At 51.4% G+C, this 430-nt stretch carries 1 protein-coding gene; it reads left to right on the plus strand.

Annotation, left to right across the window (positions count from 1 at the left end):
• Positions 1 to 427, plus strand: a 427-nt coding sequence (locus ACTHUT_RS22250) for a hypothetical protein (RefSeq protein WP_440419984.1), incomplete at its 5' end; no start/stop codon positions are given.
• Positions 428 to 430 lie beyond the last annotated feature (3 nt).

Here is a 430-nt window from a genome sequence, read left to right on the forward strand (position 1 = left end):
CAGCATGCTCAACATGCACACTTTGCCCGATTCGCCTGACAGCCTCATCAGCGAAGCCCTGATTCCGCAAGTGCGCACCATCGCGACTTTAATTGCCGCAGAACGCCACGACTTCAATCAAAGCAGCCCCAGCGTTTTTACTGATGAAGCGGATTTCTTCGCAGCGCGTATTTTGGTTTTGGGCGTACGCCGTTTCCATTTAGATATTACCCTGCTGCCTATACTCAAAACCGCCAACAAACGCGCCGAAGCTTTCGCCAAACGTCATCACATGCCCTTCTCTCCCGCTGAAATGCAAATGTCTCTGCACACCCGCCGCCCTGCCAACCTGTTGATTATCGAAACCGAACACGAAATGCCTGCACTGGGCAATCTGGCTGCCAACAGCCGTGCATTTGCAGCGCAACTTTCCAATATTATTTTGTAAAAC

It is taken from the genome of Neisseria sp. P0022.S010, from assembly GCF_051956635.1.